The sequence below is a fragment of the Paenibacillus sp. 01T431 genome (assembly GCF_056398625.1).
Genome location: NZ_JBFTPT010000006.1, coordinates 27060 through 43446, shown reverse-complemented (window position 1 = coordinate 43446; position 16387 = coordinate 27060). Strand labels below are relative to the sequence as shown.

The window sequence follows — 16387 nt, the reverse complement described above, 5'->3', positions numbered from 1 at the left end:
AATGATATGACAATGATGTCGAGGTGACAGTCATGATTATATGGATTAATGGCGCGTTTGGCGCTGGGAAGACACAAACTGCGTATGAACTGCATAAAAGAGCGGAACATTCATTTGTATACGATCCAGAGAATGTTGGTTATTTTATTCGTAAAAATACGCCGCGTTCAACTCATACGAGTGATTTTCAACAAAATCCGATGTGGCGTGACTTTAATTATGCGATGCTGAAGCATCTCGATGAAACCTATGATGGCATCATAATCGTACCGATGACAGTCGTAAATCCGCAATATTTTGAGGAGATCATTGGTCGCTTACGAGGAGATGGAGTGGAAATTGTTCACTATGCTCTGTGTGCAACAGAAGAAACTTTAATGAAACGACTTCGGGGCAGAGGCGAGCGGAAAAACTCTTGGCCGATACAGCAAATAAAGAGATGTGTGGCAGCTCTTTCGGATGAAAGGTTTGGTCACCATCTGCAAACGGATCATTCGTCCATCATGGATAATGTGGAGCATATCGCTTCGCTTTCGAATATTCAATTGCTGCCGGACCAAAGAAGCTCGTTAAAAAGATCGTTTGACCGCGTGATCACGCAGGTGAAGCACATTCGATTTTAAGAAAAAGAACTTAGGAAACTGGGAGGAACATCATGTCTAACTTAATGAACAACAAGGTAATCGTAATTATGGGTGTAGCCAATGAACGCAGCATAGCATGGGGAGTAGCTAAATCACTGCACAATCAAGGTGCAAAGCTGGTTTTCACTTACCGTAAGGAAAGATCATTGGAAAAACTCAAAAAACTGCTCGAGCAGCATCAAATAGAAGCGTTGGAAACCGTTTCCTGCGATGTGCTTGATGACAATAGTGTTATTGAGGCATTTAAGCAATTGGAGCAGAAGGTTGGCGTTATTCATGGCGTAGTTCATTCCGTCGCGTTTGCTGAGAAGGATGAGCTGCAAGGGGAATATGTAGACACAACAAGAGAAGGTTATTTGCTTGCGCAAAACTCCAGCTCCTACTCGTTAGTTGCCGTTGCGCGTGAAGCGAAGAAGCTTATGACCGAAGGCGGAAGCATCGTTACGCAAACGTATATCGGCGCAGAACGAGTGGTAAAAAACTATAATGTTATGGGTGTTGCGAAAGCCGCGCTTGAAGCCAGTGTAATGTACCTCGCGGAGGATTTGGGCAAATATGGCATTCGTGTTAACGCGGTATCTGCAGGTCCAATTCGGACGCTTGCTGCAAAAGGCGTTTCAGGCTTTAATGACATTATGTCCACGATCGAAGAAAGAGCGCCGCTTCGTCGCAATATAGATCAGGATGAAGTTGGAGATGCAACGATGTTCTTGCTTAGCCAGTTGTCGAGAGGCATCACAGGGGAAGTTCTTCACGTAGATGCCGGTTATCACATTCTTGCTTTGTAATTCGTTCAAATAAAAAATGGCTCAGATCTCATAACGAGGTCTGAGCTTTTTTTATGGATGTTTTAACCTATATGGTACAGTCAATTCAAACAATAGGTAGATTTGTCTCCTGCATTCACTTTATTTTGATTGAATAGCGGCTTTGATTTGAAGATTAACAGCTTTTACATCTATAGAAGGTAGTGTTTTATCTTCAAGCTTATACTTTTCTTTTAAGCTTAAAATGCGATAAACGCTTTTATCCAGCATATCCCTTGAAATAACGCCGTCGCGTGCATTTTTTTTGAGCGATTGGAGGACGGATAGCTGCGTTTTGTAATCATGTCCGATGAGGATGATATCACTTCCAGCCAAAATCGAGGTGACTGCAGCTTTCCCAACATCAAAATGCTCCGTTATGCCGCCCATCGTCATATCATCAGTCATAACGACTCCTTCATAACCGAGTTCCTCGCGCAATAATTTCGAAACCATCTTTTTGGAAAGGGAAGCAGGGTAGTCTTTATCGATCTTCGGAATTAACAAATGGGCAATCATAATCGCATCGGTATCCTGCTGGATCGCTTCGACGAATGGAAGCAGCTCAAATGCCTTAAGCTCTGCCAAGGATTTATTCACGACAGGCAGATCGAGATGAGAATCTACTGAAGTATCGCCGTGTCCTGGAAAATGCTTGACGACTGCAGCCACTTGCTTAGATTGAATGGCTTTCATCGTTTCTAGGCCATGTGTAATGACTGTTTCTGCGTTGGTCCCGTAGGATCGATTGCCGATGACAGGATTTTTTGGGTTGCTGTTAATATCTAATACAGGCGCAAAATCCATGTTAAATCCGATGGAGCGAACTTCTTCACCAAGTGCTTGTCCAATTTGAAAAGTGTAATCGGTATTGCCAGCTTTACCAACCTCAGCGGGGGGAGGAAGCTTAATGTACTCTTCGGGCATACGATTCACTTTTCCACCCTCCTGATCGACACTTAACCATAGAGGTGTTAGGTTTTTTTGATTGGTTTCTTTTAGCTGATTAAGCAGTTTTAATATTTGTGCTGCATCGTTCATATTGTCCTTATACAAAATAAATCCGCCAACCCGGTATTTTTCAATCAGCTCTTTTGCCTGCTTATCCATTGAAGTACCTTCAAGGCCTACGATGACCATTTGGCCGATTTTCTCGTCTAAAGTCATGTTGGCGATTTTTTGTTTGAGCGGATCATTTTGTTCCGCTGGCTTGTCAGTCGATTTGTCAGTCGGTTTCGGGCTAGGCATAATCGTTGGCTGGTCACTTGGACTTATTGTTGGTGATGGAGATGTTGAAGTGTTACCCGTACTGCAACTTGAACAAATGATTAAAAGGGTTAGTAGTGTAACTGCTTTTTTTATCATCATAAATTCCTCCCTCGTTGCATGATCACCTTTATTGGCACGACTTATGCCTGCTGACAATTTGAATATTGCTCATTTTCCCATCATAAGCTGTATAGGTTATGAAAGCTACTACACATATTTTAAAGTCGAGGAGGACTATGATGGAGGATCATCCCCAAGATCCAAATAGCGGCTCAGTTATCCCTCAGCCCATTCGAGCAAGTGATGGAACGGGAAATATAGACCAAGGTCCGCGTGATATTATGCGTGATATTGAAAACCCGAACATGCTCGTCCCTCCCGTTACCGATTCGGGTTTGCTTCCTAATTTGAAATTTTCATTCTCGGATACACATATGCAATTAAACAAAGGCGGCTGGTCACGCGAGGTAACCGTTCGAGACTTACCGATCGCAACAACTCTCGCGGCAGTCAATATGAGTCTCACAGCAGGCGGCGTTCGAGAGATGCACTGGCATCAGCAAGCCGAATGGGCTTATATGCTGCTTGGTAAAGCACGAATTACTTCAGTTGATCAAGCTGGACGCAATATGATCGCTGACATCAGTGAAGGAGATCTTTGGTATTTTCCGGCAGGCATCCCTCATTCCATTCAAGGGCTTGAGGGAGGCTGCGAATTTTTGCTTGTTTTTGACGATGGCACCTTCTCTGATCTGAATACATTATCCATATCCGATTGGTTTGCACATACGCCAAAAGACGTGTTGTCTGCAAATTTTAGCGTTCCCGAAAGCGCTTTTCAACATATTCCTTCCGATCAGGTTTATATTTATCAGGATAAGGTGCCAGGGTCAATTGAAAGCCAAAAGGTGCAATCTCCATATGGTGAGGTTCCCTCTCCATTTACACATCGCTTGTTGGCGCAGCCACCACTTAAAACTTCTGGCGGAAGCGTGCGGATCGTGGATTCCTCGAACTTTCCCATCTCGAAAACGATTGCTGCCGCCCTCGTAGAGATACTGCCGGGAGGAATGCGTGAGCTTCACTGGCATCCAAACAACGATGAGTGGCAATATTATCTTGCTGGACAGGGCCGTATGACCGTGTTTGCTGGAAACGGTGTCGCTCGAACCTTTGATTATCGTGCTGGTGACGTTGGATACGTACCATTTGCTTATGGACATTATATCCAAAATACGGGCAGCCAATCACTTTGGTTTTTGGAGATGTTCAAAAGTGATCGCTTTGTTGATGTGTCATTGAACCAGTGGATGGCGCTAACTCCGTGTGAACTGGTTGAAAGTAATTTGCATGTCGGTCCGGAGCTGATGGATGCCCTGCGCAAAGAGAAATGGCCTGTTGTAAAATATCCGAACTTCTCCTATAAACCGAAGTAAGCAGATATGATGATAATGAAGATTTTCTAAAAAGTGATTTCAAGCTTTTTGGGGAATCTTCTTAATTTTGTGGACAGGTTCTCTTCTAAAACAGCAATGTGGTAAAGTATAGCTATGATGATAGATAGGAATAGTACAAATTTTATATAAGAACACAAACATAGGAGAACGATGATGCTGAAATATAATATTTGTTTTATTAAACGCGCTAATGAAATATTGTTGCTTAATCGAGAGAAATCCAGCTGGATGGGCTGCTGGAATGGGATTGGCGGCAAGCTCGAAGCGCAGGAGTCTCCTAGGGAAGCAATGATTAGAGAGCTTGAAGAAGAAACGGGTATTCGTCATTACGATTTGCATTTTAAAGGATTAGTTACCTGGTCTGGCGATAATTTTGATTTTGGCGGCATGTATGCGTATATAGCAGAAGTGCCGGCTTCCTTTGAATATGCGACACCTAAGAAAACAGATGAAGGGATTTTGGATTGGAAAACATTCGAATGGATTATGGATAAAAACAATGTCGGCATCGTGTCCAATATTCCAATCACACTGCCTATGATGCTGAATGAAGCCCATAGTTACGATCATCATTGCGTCTATAAAAACGAGAATTTAAACGATATTAAACATAAAGAGATTTCTTCCAGCATCGAATCAGATACTTCTAGTAGAGAGCTATATTTAAGCGGTTACGCGATTAAACAAGAATCGCATAGATAATGAATGTACAGTAGAGAGGATGAGTCGATTGATTAAAGCGTTGGTCTTTGATTTTGACGGTCTTATTATTGATACGGAAACGCCATCCTATTATGCTTTTCGTCAAGTTTATGAGGAGTATGGAGTAGAGCTGCCTGTGACGCTGTATGCCAAATGTGTAGGGACGTCGCTGGATCAATTTAACCCTTATACTTATATTGCCGATTGTGTAACTGAAACGATAGATTTAGCAGCTGTTAAAGCAAAATTTAAAGAAGTCTATGCAGAGCTTCTTAAGTCAGCTGATATTCGCCCAGGCGTGATTGACTATTTGAATGAGGCGAAGCGTATGAATCTCAAAGTTGGTCTCGCATCCAGCTCTCAGCTTTCTTGGATAAAGCCATATTTGGTTAAACATCAATTGGATCATTATTTTGACAGCTTCAGTACAGCTGATGAGGTCGAACGGGTCAAACCTGATCCGGAGCTGTATTTGCTGGCGCTGCAGAAGCTTGGAGTTGAAGCGAGTGAAGCGATTTCATTTGAGGATTCTCTAAACGGGTTTTTAGCAGCTAAAGCAGCGGGACTACATACTGTGATCGTTCCAAACGAGCTGACGAAGGATTTTGCTTTTATGGATTATGATTTACTGATTCCTTCAATGGCAGATAGAAGCTTGTCTGAGCTTATTGAAACGAGAGAATTAAAGGCACCACGTATAGGGGAGAAGCGTTAAGTAATAAAACCATCAAGATTTCACAGCATTGTTGATTTACATAGAGGATTAGGTTATTTTTCATATAGAGAATATTCATACTTACAACATACAGAATTGAGGAATGAAAATTGAAATTTAGACCTTGTATCGATTTGCATGACGGTAAAGTGAAACAAATTGTCGGTGAAACTTTGAATGCCGAAATCATAGAAAACTTTGTATCCAAACAAGATTCAGCTTATTATGCAGAATTGTTCAAGAAAGACGCGCTTACGGGCGGTCACGTGATTATGCTCGGCGGCGGAAACGAGGAAGCGGCAGTTCGGGCTCTTGCGGCATATCCTGGCGGCTTGCAAATTGGCGGTGGTATTACTGCGGATAACGCTGCTTTTTATTTGGAGAAGGGCGCTTCGCATATTATTGTGACCTCATATATTTTTAAAGATGGTCAGCTGAATGAGGATCATCTTGCGAAGATCGTCGCTGAAGTGGGGAAGGACCGTTTAGTAATCGATCTAAGCTGCAAGGAGAAGGACGGGCAATGGTTTGTTGTGACGAATCAATGGAAGCAATTCAGCGAGTTCGTTGTTAACCAACAAAACATCTCATTCATTGAGCAATATTGCAATGAGTTTCTTGTTCATGCTGTTGATGTGGAAGGCAAGCAGAGCGGCATTCAGCAAAGCCTCGTTCGTTCATTAGCTGATTGGGTAACGATTCCGACAACCTATGCCGGCGGGGCAAGGTCGATTGCGGATATGGATCAATTTAATGAGCTTTCAAATGGCAAGCTGGATATTACAATCGGCAGTGCGCTTGATATTTTTGGCGGGCAATTATCCTATGAGGAAGTTGTTGCCTACAGTAACAAGGCTTAGAGAGAAAACAGCAACGAAGCTGGCTAACTGAGACTTCGTTTCCTAGGTGGTGTTAAGGATGGATGTGGAAGAATATTATTGCAGGTTAAGAAACACTTTTCCAGCAAACCCAGAACGCGAGCCTATTTTTTTATCCATGGAACGGATCTGCGACATATTGTCTTGTACACGCAGAAATGTACAAATACTTTTGACAAAAATGATGGAAAAGAGCTATATCGAATGGTTGCCCGGTCGTGGCCGCGGCAATCTCTCGCAAATCGTATTTCTTGTTTCATACCGTGATATCGTTCTCGGCAAAGCGAAGGGGCTAGTCGAGAGAGGGAAGATCAACGAGGCTTGGAGCATGCTTGAGATGCTTCAGGATCCAGCTGTGAAATCCGAAATTATGACATGGTTGTCTGAATTATTTGGCGTGAAGAGGGATATGGAGGAGAAGGATGTACTGAGATTTCCCTTTTATCGTCCTCTCTTGCGCTTAGATCCTGCTTTCGTCTGTCGCCGCATGGAGACGCACTGGATAGAGCAGGTTTTTAATACATTGGTCAGATATTCAAATCAGGATGGTAAATTCCACCCTCAGCTCGCTCATTACTGGGAAAGCAACGTGATGAAAACGAGCTGGACGTTTTTTTTGCGCAAGGGCGTTCGTTTTCACAATGATAAGATAATGACCTCGCGAGATGTCGCATTTACTTTTCAAAGACTGCTCACAAGCTCGCCTGCGGAGTGGTTAACGTCCAAGATTAAGGAAATAAGAGAAACGAGCAAGTACAGCATTACCTTTGAGCTAAATGAGCCTAATGCGCTGTTTCTTCATTTCCTTTGTACGGAACGTTATTCGATTGTACCTGAAATGCTCGATGGTACTGGTTCTGATGAGCAGTTTGCCATCATGCCTATTGGGACTGGGCCGTTCAAGATTACCAAAAACAATGAGTCTATGCTCGTTGCAGAAGCCAATGAGTTTTATTTGGAAGGTTGTCCTCATCTGGATCGCATTGAAATGTGGGTGTGGCCAAATTATGAGGAAAATCAAGAGCAGCTGCAGTCAGACGGTGAAGATCAACTGGTTTATTTTGAAGCGCAAATCAAGGAGAGTTTAAGACCAGCGCTGGCACAATTGGAGAAAGGCAGCACTTTTATTACCATCAATACAGCGAAAAAAGGCATCACGCAGCAAATGAAGTTCCGCCAGGCTTTGCACTACGGAATAGATCGGCAGCAAATGATCCACGAATTAGGCGGCATTAGGCACCAGCCTTCAACCGGCTTTAATTTAGAGGATACGGATAAGGCTTTCTATAACGATTATGATACGCAACTAGCGGCAACATTGCTTGAAGAGTCAGGATATAAGGGCGAGACCATTACGTTATATACTTATGAAATGCCTGCGAATGATCAAACTTCGAAATGGCTGCAAAGGGTTTACAAGCATTTAGGCATTTCACTGGAAATCGTAAAGCTTTCGCTCGAAGAGCTTGCTAATCCCGAAATCATAATGAAAGCGGATATGATCCTTAGTGGGGAAGTACTCGGAGAGCAGCCTGATATTTCGCTTATTGAGATGTATATGTCAAAGAACAGTTTTATTACGAACCATCTGGGTGCGGTTGACAAGATGAATATCAATCAACAAATTTCAAATTGTTTGCGGTATGAGAATTCAGATATTAGAATGGGTTATTTGATAAGCATACAAGAGGAGCTCAAACGAAATTTCAGCTTATTGTTCTTATATCATAGCCTGCAGATTGTAGGACATCATCAAACGCTGCAAGGAATTTCGTTAAACGCATGGGGTAAAATCGATTATAAAAACGTCTGGTTAAGAAATACGTGATGATTAGCTCGTTTTTATTTGGATTTGCGAGGTGAGATTATGAATGAGCAGGAGCTCATCGACAACATTATCAAAGGTATAGACATACTTCGTGGCAGCAGTCGAATATCAAAAATAAATAAAGGTTATATTTACAATTGGATTGGAAGCGGGACAAGAGCTTGCTAAGATGCATAAGTGGCATGCTCCTGCTTCAGTCTTGTCATGGCATGACCGTAAGCTTGCAAAGCATAAAAGCTATATCGAGCAATATATGGCTAGTGGGGCTCGAATGAAAGACGATGCGCAGATTCTATCCTTTATTGAACAAAATCTGCATCTGATGAAGGATCGGCCTAACGTTTTTCAGCACGATGATTTTCATGTGGGCAATTTAATTGTAAAAGAAGGCAGATTAGCCGGCGTCATTGATTTTAATCGATGGGACTGGGGAGATCCGGTACATGAATTTCTGAAGGCCGGGATGTTCAGCAGTGAAATCAGCATTCCATTTACGATGGGTACGATTAAAGGATATCATGGCGAACTAGAGCCTGATGAGAAGTTCTGGACCTTATATTCTCTTTATCTTGCGATGACGATTATCTCCTCAATCGTTTGGATATTGAAGGTGCGGCCAGTTGAGCTGCCTATTATGGTTGAGAAGCTGGAGCGGGTATTAGAGGATCATCATTATTTTGACAGCATAGTTCCACGATGGTATTTGGAGGTTCAAGAATATGAGACCGGATCATTATAAGCTTATGTACGAATTTGTAAAATGGGCAGGCGGACATTCGCATATTACTGGAATTGCGTTGGTTGGGCCTTGTGCGGACGATGAGAGTGAAGAGGATTCGAATTTAAGCTTTCTTCTCGTTACCGATAAGAAGCAAAAAACAGTAGATGCCATTTTATATCAGTTCCAATACGAGGCTATAGAGCAAGCGACGAAAGAGGAATATGTTTTGCTAACCTCTCTAAAAATAGAATATGCAAGTGGAATCGAAGCTGACTTTGGTGTTGCAGATACCGAGTGGCTGCATAGACCTTTGGAGCAGGGATTGGGTGACTTGTTAGTGCAAGGCTTCAAAGTCATTTGGGAACAAGAAGAAATGTTCGATGATATTTTAAGAGCGATTGCTAGACATGCTGTTGAACTAGAGAATGGGGCTCTTTAATATAAAGCAGGCTGTACCTAATGGTCAAAAACCTTTAGATCCAGCCTGCTTTTTTATTAAGAACGAAATGTGAAAGAAACCAGCTCTGCTGTTAGTACATATTTGGTTTCTAACGCAGTTGTCGTAATGGTCAAAAAGTTAGCGTTAAATGCCATCAACTGGCCTTCTTCATTTCCTGTTGAGGTCGTTATATAAATAATGCTGCCAATATGGCGCTTGAGTAAACTATAAATAGCAGTACCTGGAAGAATCTGATTTCCATTTGAAATAATAGACATCGCAAGCCTACTCTCCTTAGAATCTTGTTTATGAAACTGCTGGATTCTCGTGGACATAAATAATGTTTGCATAAAAGATTCGCAGCTCGTAAAGAAAACTATCTTGATCGAAGGAAACGAGTATAAAGTCGTTACCTACCTGATCGAGTCTTCCGATTACAGCAAGCTGACCAAAGCCATTCGTCATGACAAACACTTCTTTGCCGAGTAAAGCGATCAAATCGCCCGAAAGCGTTGTTGACATGAGCACAAACCTCTTCTCATAGGGAGTTATGAAATTGTTTCAATGTTCGTGATGAAGGAAAACGGGATAAACATCAAAGTACCTGAGACCGTGTTTAATTGGACAAGTGTTGATTGTACGCTGATTACTGTTCCAGTGAACCCGGTCGGCTGTCCCGGTGTCATGACATTAATGAGAGTACCAACAATAAGGTAGCCGTTAAGCAATGTAATGAGCTCTGTAAAGTCAAACCCGCTTGACGGTCCCGGGGGACCCTGAACGCCTTGAAGACCTTGAAGACCCTGAAGACCCTGAAGGCCCTGCGGTCCTAATGGACCGGGGACGCCTTGTGGCCCTTGAATGCCTTGAGGACCAACAACTCCAGCCGCTCCTTGTGCTCCTGCTGCACCTTGAGGACCTGTAAGGCCGGTTGGACCGGCAGGGCCTTGCAAACCTCTTTGCCCACTTGGACATACCTTTTTCTGTACTTTAAGGTGGCAGCGATCGCTCTTTCTTTTTTTGTGTTTCCGCACAACTTTAGGTTTACATTCCGTATTGCTCAGACTGCCATTGCTATTATGATGTAAGTGCAGCTTGCCATGAATAACGACATTTCTCTTTTTACTCACTATTTTTTTCCGTTTCTTGCTCACAGTCTGAAGCTGCACTGTGGGTGATTTTGCAGAAGCTATCAAAATATAATCCCTCCTATAAAGCTATTGCTCCTATATATGTATTTGTTTTTGGAAGAAAAGGGACTAGGGATTATCCCAATTATGCTAGTGAAGAGGATAGATAGGCGTATTTTCATAGTTTTCAAAAATGATTTGAATGGTAAAGGGATTATAAAAACAATCTACCTTATAATCAACTTAAGATGTATAATCATGGGAATCAATAAGCAAAGGAGAGAGGAATAGTTATGATACATTATCAGAACGATAAAAATTTGTCTGCGCAAGACTTGTCGCAAGTATTTGCGAGCTCTGGGATTAAAAGACCCTATCAAGATTTAGAACGCTTGCAAAAAATGATCGAACATGCAGATATCATTATTAGTGCATGGGACGGCAATAAACTGGTCGGAATAGCGCGGGCGATTACAGACTATTCCTATTGCTGCTATCTGTCTGATTTGGCAATTGATCATGACTACCAAAGATTAGGCATCGGCAAGGAGCTGGTAGAGCGACTTAGGCAAACACTTGGTGCGCAAGTGTCACTTGTCTTGTTGTCTGCGCCTTCAGCTGTCGACTATTACCCGAGAATTGGATTTACCTCTACGGATAAAGGCTTTGTTATAGCAAGAGAACGTTAAGTTTATTTAGAAACGTAGAGAGGGGGAAAGTCAGTGATCGAGTCGAAAATCGCTATAAATCAAGATGTTCATATTCATTACTTAGATTCAAAACCAGATGCAGACCAAAAATTAACCCCATTAATCATATGCCCAGGGTTATCGGAAACAGCTGAAGAATATGAGGATTTATTGTTATATTTATTGCCTCGAAGAGCAATCGTTCTCTCGTTCCGCGGGAGAGGACAAAGCGATACGCCGTTTAGTCAATACGATCTAAAAGATCACATAGCAGATCTTTCAGCTGTTGTTGAAGCTGCAGCCGTGGATCGCTTTCATCTGATGGGATACTCTCGCGGTGTATCTTATGCTCTTGGTTATGCTCAAACGAACGAGCATCACTTAGAATCACTTATTTTAGAAGATTATCCTGCAGAGCATAAACAAATGTCGGCTGAATGGCGGCACGATTATATTTTTAATTATTTGAAGCCGTTGAAGCGGGAAGAGAAAATAAGAGAACAAGCGGTTATCGGAATTGAGCGGGACTCTTCACAGCTGCAGCTGGATGTGAAGCTTAAGCTGCCTGTTCTTGTTATGAGAGGGATGCTAGAGGGCTCTCTGCTTAGCGATGCGGAACTAACTCATTACAAGCAGTTGTTCAGCAATATAACGGTTAAAGAGTTTTTTGAGTCTGCTCATAATATTCGCGGTACCGAAAGGGTAGAGCTCTATCAAACAATCGAGCAGTTTATCAAGCATCGTTAGAAAAAGTAGTACGGATGCGGTTCAACTTGAAAACCCAGTTGACAATGAAAATGATAATTGTTATCATTAGGTGACTTTTGAGGTGAAACTATTGTTACCTCACAGCCATATATCGTCTTACAGGGGGAACTATCGTGATTAACCGCAACAAGAGATTTGTACTTGTATTTATGAGTTTGATTGTCCTATCCATTTGTCTAGCAGCTTGCGGAGGTAATAAAACAAATAATACACCTGCTGCTACAGTGGCTCCAACAGATGCGCCAAAAGAAAGAAAACTAACAGATGCATTAGGTAACGAGGTTACCATTCCAGCTAATCCTCAGCGCGTCATCGCTTCTTATTTAGAAGATCACTTAGTAGCTATAGGCATTAAGCCAGTTGCTCAGTGGTCCGTTCCTAACGGTATTCAAGATTACTTGCATGATTCGCTTGCTGACGTTCCAACTATACCGTATGATCTTCCATTCGAAGCCGTAACAAGCTTTGAACCAGACCTTATTCTTATGGCATATGATGCGAATGTGGAGGGCGATAAATTTGCGCAATACTCCAAAATTGCTCCAACCTTCACCATTGGCGATAAATTGATTGCTGACTGGCGTGCTACTTTGCTGAAAGTCGGAGAGGTTTTTGGAAAGAGTGCAGAAGCGCAAAAAGCTTTGGATGAGTATGATGCAAAAGCGAAAGCTGCTAAAGAAAAACTGCAAAGCGCAATCCCAGGAGAATCAGCTGCAGCTCTTTGGTTTGTACAAGGCAACTTTTATATCGTAAGTGAAAAGCTATCGAGTGGTGATCTTCTTTACAATCAATTAGGTTTGACTGTTCCAGAGGTTGTAAAAGAAGTTTCTGCAACAGGAACGGGCAACTGGAACGCCATTTCGCTAGAAAAACTAGCTGAACTTGATGCCGACCATTTGTTCCTCATTAACAGCGGCACAGATGCGGATTCCCAAGCATTAAGCGATCCAATCTGGAAAAACATCCCTGCTGTGAAAAACGGTAAAATTTATGAGTACCCAAGCACATCAAGCTGGTTGTACGCAGGTACGATTGCTTATTCACAAGTCATTGATGATGTATTGGAAAGCATTGTGAAATAATAGCAGTAGAGTTGAACAAAGGGCTGTACCTCCGTGCGAATTGTGCATTGGGGTACAGTCCTTTTCTCTGTGGCAAGCCTTCCGTACCTTTTGAAATCCATGTATAATCATGGAAGATAGGACACTGGACAAGGAGTTGTATAATGATGACTTTTCATATGAAATCAACCGTACCGATTCTTCGCATTTTTGATGAGGCGAAAGCACGAGACTTTTATTTCAATTTCTTGGAATTTATATGCGATTGGGAGCATCGTTTTGAGCCAGACTTGCCGCTCTATATGCAAATCTCTAATGGCGATTGTGTCATCCATTTATCGGAGCATTATGGCGATAGTACGCCTGGTTCAGCAATCCGCATTGAAGTAGACAATGCCAAGGCGCTTCAAGAGCATTTGTTAGCCAAAAAATATAATTTCGCTAGACCTGGCTTTGATGAAGAATGGAATCAAGTGAGCATTACAGATCCATTTGGAAATCGTCTGCACTTTTATTCTGCTAAGTCTGAGGAAATTAGTTAGATACGGTTGAATTAGAGACATGTGAAGGGGCTGAAATATTGGATCAATTGATTTTAAATATGGCTAGAGAGGTTGCTATTGCTGCTGCTTATGAAGCGGGCCGGCTAACACGTGAGAAGTTTGGAACATTGGATCATTATGAAGAGAAAGGCGACCATGGCGATATCGTTACGGAAGTCGATTATTTGGCAGAGAGCATCATACTAAATAAAATTAGAAGCGTATTCCCCGATCATCGCATTCGCTCAGAGGAATATGGCGAGAATGATCTGACTAGCGAATGGTTGTGGTTGGTCGATCCCCTTGATGGAACTAATAATTTTGCGGTTGGATTGCCGTTGTTCGGCATCTCGATCACGCTCTCTTATAACTTTAAACCGGTGTTGGCGGTCATTTATGAGCCGATGACAGATCGTTTGTACGTGGCAAGCTCAGGCGAAGGCACCTTATGCAATGCTAGGCCAATACATATGAAACAACCAAAGGCTTTTGCAAAAGCGAGAGTTGGCTGGATACAAGGTCATGCGGTGCAAAATGAACAGCGTGCCGTAACGCTTAGGCATTACATAGACGTTAACACGAAGCGGATGATGCGGCTGTGGGCGCCAACGCTGCAATGGACGATGCTTGCCAGAGGGGATTTGGATGCAATCATCGTTTACAACTCGGAGGGCGAGGATCTATATTCAGGTATTGTAATGGTTCAGGAAGCGGGCGGCGTTGTCATTGATTACGATGGCAATCCTTTTAAAGGCGTAAATGAAGAGCCTTATTTAATTGCATGTCACCCTGATCACCAGACGTATTTTATGAACCTTGTTAAACAAGGACTGTCAACGTAAGAAAAGGATGGAAATCGCTTTATTCGTATAAAATAAGGAAACAGTTTTTGGGTAGTGATCGACCCGCTAAGGAGAGACAACATGGTAGAAGCACTCATAGGAAGCTTTATTTCTGCAATGGCTACCGTGCTAGGCGCGGTTCCGCTGCTCTTCGTCAAAAGTCTTTCGGAAAAATGGAAGGACATATTGATTGCTTTTACAGCTGGAATCATGGTTTCTGCGTCTACCTTTGGCTTGCTGCCGCAAGCTCTCAAGGAATCTGGGCTAATCCCACTGACGTTAGGACTTTTAATTGGCGTGATTGCGCTTGACCTCATTGAAAAAAATCTACCCCATATCGATATTGAGCAAAAAAGAGGGATCTCATCCTTTGACAGCAAGTCTCTGCTCGTCATATTTGCATTAATCATCCATAACATTCCGGAGGGCTTAAGCACCGGCTTTAGTTATGCAAGTACGAATGGCGGACTTGGACCAATGGTAGCTATTGCAATCGGGGCTCAGAACATGCCGGAAGGGCTCGTCCTTGCCATCTTCCTTATTCATTCCAAGGTGAGCAAGCTGAAGCTTATGCTAATCGTAACCTTGACGGGTCTAATGGAGGTTGTCTCTGCGATAGTCGGTTATTTTGCGGCAAGCTATGTGGCTGGGCTTATTGGCTATGGACTTGCGTTTGCATCTGGTGCTATGTTGTTCATCGTCTATAAGGAGCTAATTCCTGAGACACATGGACATGGTTATGAACGTTCTGCAACCTATTCCTTTATCATAGGGCTGCTTGTGATGGTGTATATTAGTCATTTCTTTGGTTAATCATTCCAAAATCAAGATGTAATTTTGACGGGAAGCACAAACTTTATATTTTAATTGGTTTTTCAATCTTTATTCGTTTACAATGAACGATAGAAAAGGGAGGTATCATAATATGTCGAAGATAAACAGGATGTTGCTTGACGTTGATACAGGCATTGATGATGCTTTAGCTATCTTATATGCACTGCTTTCACCAGAGATTAAGGTAGAGGGTATTACGACGGGATTTGGGAATATCGACGTTGAACAAGCTACGGAAAATACGCTGCGTGTCATTCAAGTTGCAAATTGCGGTTATGAGGTTCCCGTTGCGAAGGGTGCATCAGGTCCGCTCAAGCGTGTGTTCCCAGGCGCTGTCGCTCATATTCATGGACATAATGGCATCGGCGATGCAGAATTGCCGCCAACTCATCAGAAGCCTCTGGAGGGTATATCTGCTGCGGAATTCATCGTTCAGAAAGTGAATGAGAGCCCAGGAGAGCTTATTCTTGTAACTGTAGGCAGACAAACGAATCTAGCTCTCGCTCTACAGCTAGATCCTTCCATTGTAACGAAATTCAAAAAGGTCGTTATTATGGGTGGAACAGTATTCGCACCAGGCAACATTACACCCGTGAGCGAAGCAAATCTGTACGGTGATCCAGAGGCAGCAGCGCTAGTATTCGAATCAGAGCTTCCAATTACAATTGTCGGCTTGGATGTAACACAGAAGACTCGTCTTACAAAAACACATATGGAGCAATTATCACGCGAGATTGCTGATGATAAACATGAAATCCTTGATTTCCTAAATGTCGCTTTAGAGCGTTATTTTGAATTTTATGCATTTTCCAATCACTTTGACGGCGAATGCGCAATGCATGATCCGTTAGCTGTTATTGTAGCTATTAATCCTTCTCTCGTGAAAATAGAAACGATGAATGCGGTTATTGACTGCGGTGAAGGTTTAACGGCAGGGATGATCATTACGGATCGCAGAGTACGTTCGGTTGTAGGCCGTCCTGTTGATTTCTGTTTGGAAGTTGAGCAGGAGAGAGCGATCTCCCAGCTATTATCCGTATTTAAAAAAGGGGAATAATCATC

At 42.6% G+C, this 16387-nt stretch carries 20 protein-coding genes; 16 read left to right on the top strand and 4 right to left on the bottom strand.

The features are described 5' to 3' along the window. Positions 1-32 precede the first annotated feature (32 nt). Both AC1DM9_RS12265 and fabI read left to right on the top strand, forming a co-directional pair. Entirely contained in the window at positions 33-623 is a 591-nt protein-coding gene (locus AC1DM9_RS12265; protein WP_477580206.1) for an AAA family ATPase, read from the top strand. 32 nt (positions 624-655) lie between these two features. Then, complete coding sequence (fabI, locus tag AC1DM9_RS12260) at positions 656-1432, top strand: enoyl-ACP reductase FabI (RefSeq protein WP_441907762.1); 777 nt, start codon at positions 656-658, stop codon at positions 1430-1432. Between the two features lie 120 nt (positions 1433-1552). On the opposite strand, the gene nagZ is transcribed toward fabI, so the two are convergent. Further along, entirely contained in the window at positions 1553-2818 is a 1266-nt protein-coding gene (gene nagZ, locus AC1DM9_RS12255) for a beta-N-acetylhexosaminidase (RefSeq protein ID WP_477580204.1), read from the bottom strand. Between the two features lie 137 nt (positions 2819-2955). On the opposite strand from nagZ, the gene AC1DM9_RS12250 reads away from it, so the two are divergent. The 7 genes from AC1DM9_RS12250 to AC1DM9_RS12220 all read left to right on the top strand — a co-directional run bounded on the left by AC1DM9_RS12250 (position 2956) and on the right by AC1DM9_RS12220 (position 9459). Continuing rightward, the gene (locus tag AC1DM9_RS12250) at positions 2956-4155 is read left to right on the top strand and encodes an oxalate decarboxylase family bicupin (RefSeq protein ID WP_477580202.1); all 1200 of its coding nucleotides are present in this window, start codon (positions 2956-2958) and stop codon (positions 4153-4155) included. Between the two features lie 171 nt (positions 4156-4326). Beyond that, complete coding sequence (locus tag AC1DM9_RS12245) at positions 4327-4878, top strand: NUDIX hydrolase (RefSeq protein ID WP_477580200.1); 552 nt, start codon at positions 4327-4329, stop codon at positions 4876-4878. Between the two features lie 28 nt (positions 4879-4906). Continuing rightward, positions 4907-5593 (top strand): HAD family hydrolase, encoded by a 687-nt coding sequence (locus AC1DM9_RS12240; protein WP_477580198.1) that lies wholly within the window; start codon positions 4907-4909, stop codon positions 5591-5593. 110 nt (positions 5594-5703) lie between these two features. Then, positions 5704-6453: a phosphoribosylformimino-5-aminoimidazole carboxamide ribotide isomerase gene (gene hisA / locus AC1DM9_RS12235; protein WP_477580196.1), complete on the top strand. Its 750-nt coding sequence runs from the start codon at positions 5704-5706 to the stop codon at positions 6451-6453. A 58-nt stretch (positions 6454-6511) separates the two neighbouring features. After that, the gene (locus AC1DM9_RS12230) at positions 6512-8299 is read left to right on the top strand and encodes an ABC transporter substrate-binding protein (protein WP_477580194.1); all 1788 of its coding nucleotides are present in this window, start codon (positions 6512-6514) and stop codon (positions 8297-8299) included. 142 nt (positions 8300-8441) lie between these two features. Continuing rightward, positions 8442-9038, top strand: coding sequence for an aminoglycoside phosphotransferase family protein (locus tag AC1DM9_RS12225; protein WP_477580192.1), 597 nt, complete (start codon positions 8442-8444; stop codon positions 9036-9038). After that, positions 9019-9459, top strand: coding sequence for a hypothetical protein (locus AC1DM9_RS12220; RefSeq protein ID WP_477580190.1), 441 nt, complete (start codon positions 9019-9021; stop codon positions 9457-9459). Before AC1DM9_RS12225 ends, AC1DM9_RS12220 begins: the two co-directional genes overlap by 20 nt. Before the next feature lie 56 nt (positions 9460-9515). On the opposite strand, the gene AC1DM9_RS12215 is transcribed toward AC1DM9_RS12220, so the two are convergent. From AC1DM9_RS12215 to AC1DM9_RS12205, 3 genes are read right to left on the bottom strand one after another with little or no spacing between them, the layout of a single operon-like run. Further along, on the bottom strand, positions 9516-9794 hold the full coding sequence (locus tag AC1DM9_RS12215) for a hypothetical protein (RefSeq protein WP_339209147.1): 279 nt from the start codon (positions 9792-9794) through the stop codon (positions 9516-9518). Further along, positions 9766-9981 carry a hypothetical protein gene (locus AC1DM9_RS12210; RefSeq protein ID WP_339209148.1) on the bottom strand — a complete coding sequence of 72 codons (216 nt, stop codon included), beginning with the start codon at positions 9979-9981 and terminating at the stop codon, positions 9766-9768. Before AC1DM9_RS12210 ends, AC1DM9_RS12215 begins: the two co-directional genes overlap by 29 nt. A gap of 26 nt (positions 9982-10007) precedes the next feature. Continuing rightward, positions 10008-10655 carry a hypothetical protein gene (locus AC1DM9_RS12205; protein ID WP_477580189.1) on the bottom strand — a complete coding sequence of 216 codons (648 nt, stop codon included), beginning with the start codon at positions 10653-10655 and terminating at the stop codon, positions 10008-10010. Positions 10656-10882: 227 nt separating this feature from the next. Here AC1DM9_RS12205 and AC1DM9_RS12200 point away from each other — a divergent pair, with 227 nt between their 5' ends. The 7 genes from AC1DM9_RS12200 (at position 10883) to AC1DM9_RS12170 (ending at position 16382) form a co-directional block, all read left to right on the top strand. Further along, on the top strand, positions 10883-11278 hold the full coding sequence (locus AC1DM9_RS12200) for a GNAT family N-acetyltransferase (RefSeq protein WP_477580187.1): 396 nt from the start codon (positions 10883-10885) through the stop codon (positions 11276-11278). Between the two features lie 33 nt (positions 11279-11311). Further along, entirely contained in the window at positions 11312-12025 is a 714-nt protein-coding gene (locus AC1DM9_RS12195; RefSeq protein WP_477580185.1) for an alpha/beta fold hydrolase, read from the top strand. A 134-nt stretch (positions 12026-12159) separates the two neighbouring features. Beyond that, the gene (locus tag AC1DM9_RS12190; RefSeq protein WP_477550376.1) at positions 12160-13128 is read left to right on the top strand and encodes an ABC transporter substrate-binding protein; all 969 of its coding nucleotides are present in this window, start codon (positions 12160-12162) and stop codon (positions 13126-13128) included. 143 nt (positions 13129-13271) lie between these two features. Continuing rightward, complete coding sequence (locus tag AC1DM9_RS12185; protein WP_477550377.1) at positions 13272-13649, top strand: glyoxalase superfamily protein; 378 nt, start codon at positions 13272-13274, stop codon at positions 13647-13649. 38 nt (positions 13650-13687) lie between these two features. After that, positions 13688-14491, top strand: coding sequence for an inositol monophosphatase family protein (locus AC1DM9_RS12180; protein WP_477550378.1), 804 nt, complete (start codon positions 13688-13690; stop codon positions 14489-14491). 81 nt (positions 14492-14572) lie between these two features. Beyond that, complete coding sequence (locus AC1DM9_RS12175) at positions 14573-15304, top strand: ZIP family metal transporter (protein ID WP_441885718.1); 732 nt, start codon at positions 14573-14575, stop codon at positions 15302-15304. 112 nt (positions 15305-15416) lie between these two features. Then, positions 15417-16382, top strand: coding sequence for a nucleoside hydrolase (locus AC1DM9_RS12170; RefSeq protein WP_477550379.1), 966 nt, complete (start codon positions 15417-15419; stop codon positions 16380-16382). The last annotated feature ends 5 nt before the right edge of the window (positions 16383-16387 follow it).